Source organism: Mesorhizobium sp. M4A.F.Ca.ET.020.02.1.1, from assembly GCF_004022645.1.
Lineage (GTDB): Bacteria > Pseudomonadota > Alphaproteobacteria > Rhizobiales > Rhizobiaceae > Mesorhizobium.
The window spans coordinates 1-1,547 of the sequence record NZ_RZOI01001044.1 but is presented as its reverse complement, the minus strand read 5'-3'; the positions used below and the strand labels follow the sequence as shown (position 1 = coordinate 1,547).

Here is a 1,547-nt window from a genome sequence, read left to right as displayed (position 1 = left end):
AGCCTGGTGGCGCCTTGCGGCGTCAGCACAGGCACGAAGACACGGCGCGAGGCGCGCTGCACGACCGGCACGCCCTGGTAGAGCCGCTTTTGCGCCTCGACCACGATGACGCCGGAAAAGATCGGCCAGAAGCGCCGGCCGGCGCGCTCCAGCACATTGTGGAACCGCATCATGAAACGCCGCGGCGACGGCGGGAAGAACAGCGCGTCCGACCACGCCGCCGGCGTGAAGTTCGCCTCGCGCAGCAATTCCGTGAGCTGGCCGCGCGAGAACGGCCGGCCATTGCCGAACGGCGTGTGCTCGAAACGCGCCCAGACGCCGCGCCGGTTGGGCACGACGATGACGACGCGACCGGCAGGCGATAGCACCCGCCAGATCTCGTTCAGCGTCTCGCGCGGGTTTTCGACATGTTCGAGCGAGTGCACCAGCAGCACGCGGTCGATGCAGGAATCGACCAGCGGCAATTCCTCGTCGAAGACCAGCGCGGTCGCCGTCGGCCCCGTCGTCGGCCAGACCACGGCCCCCTGCGTCGCCGGCATGAAGGCAAAGACGCGCTCGGCGTCGGCGCCGAACCGCTCCAGCCACGGCAAGGTGTAGCCGAGCCCGACCAGCCGCTCGTTTGGCACGGCCGCCCAGATCGACGACAGCGCCATGGTGATCGAGCGCTCGGCCAGGCGCCCCAGCGTGGTCGAATAGAAGGAACGGAGGTCGACGATATCGGAATGCATGGCCGGGACGGTAGCTTCGAAGCATTGCAAGTTCAACAAAGGCGGATGACATCGGCGCCCAAGCGCCCTATGTCTGCGGCGACAACTGCATCGGCCCGAAATCGGTTTCGATTTCGGAAAGCGCGATGCAGCAGATAAACAGCTTAGAGCGTCCTTTGTGCGTCGAATTGGACGCACGGCGCTTTGGTGGAGAGACGCGATGCCGGTCGAAATCGAACAGTTCATGTGCCGCAGCGACAATTTCGGCGTGCTGGTGCGTGACCCCACGAGCGGCCAGACCGCCATCATCGACGCACCCGAGGAGGCGCCGATTCTGGCCGCCATCCAGCGCACCGGCTGGACGCCGACGCTGATCCTGACCACTCACCACCATGTCGACCATGTCGAGGCCAATCTGGCGCTGAAGGAACGCTTCAAGCTGCGCATCATCGGGCCGGAAGCGGAAAAGGAGAAAATCCCCGGCATCGACGAGACGGTCGGCGAAGGCTCCGTCGTCCACCTCGGCGAGGAACGGATCGACGTCATCGCCACGCCAGGCCACACCGCCGGCCATGTCTCCTACCATCTGCCGGCCTCGAAAGTCGCCTTCACCGCCGACACGCTGTTTGCGCTGGGCTGCGGCCGGCTGTTCGAGTGCAAGCCGCCGGTGATGTACGCTTCGCTGAAGAAGCTGGCGGCGCTGCCGGCCGACACGGTCGTCTATTGCGGCCATGAATACACGCTGTCCAACGCCCGCTTCGCGCTGACCGTCGACCCGACCAATTCGGCCCTGAAGGAACGCGCCGCCCGGATCGAGGCACTGCGCGCCGACGACAAGCC

General features: G+C 66.0%; 2 protein-coding genes. One reads left to right on the top strand and one right to left on the bottom strand.

Annotation, left to right across the window (positions count from 1 at the left end):
* Positions 1-728 (bottom strand): methyltransferase domain-containing protein (locus EN742_RS34595; protein ID WP_148670506.1); only part of this gene is annotated, 728 nt, incomplete at its 3' end.
* Positions 729-927: 199 nt separating this feature from the next.
* Here EN742_RS34595 and gloB point away from each other — a divergent pair.
* A partial coding sequence (gene gloB / locus EN742_RS34590) for a hydroxyacylglutathione hydrolase (RefSeq protein WP_128333854.1) occupies positions 928-1,547 on the top strand: 620 nt, incomplete at its 3' end.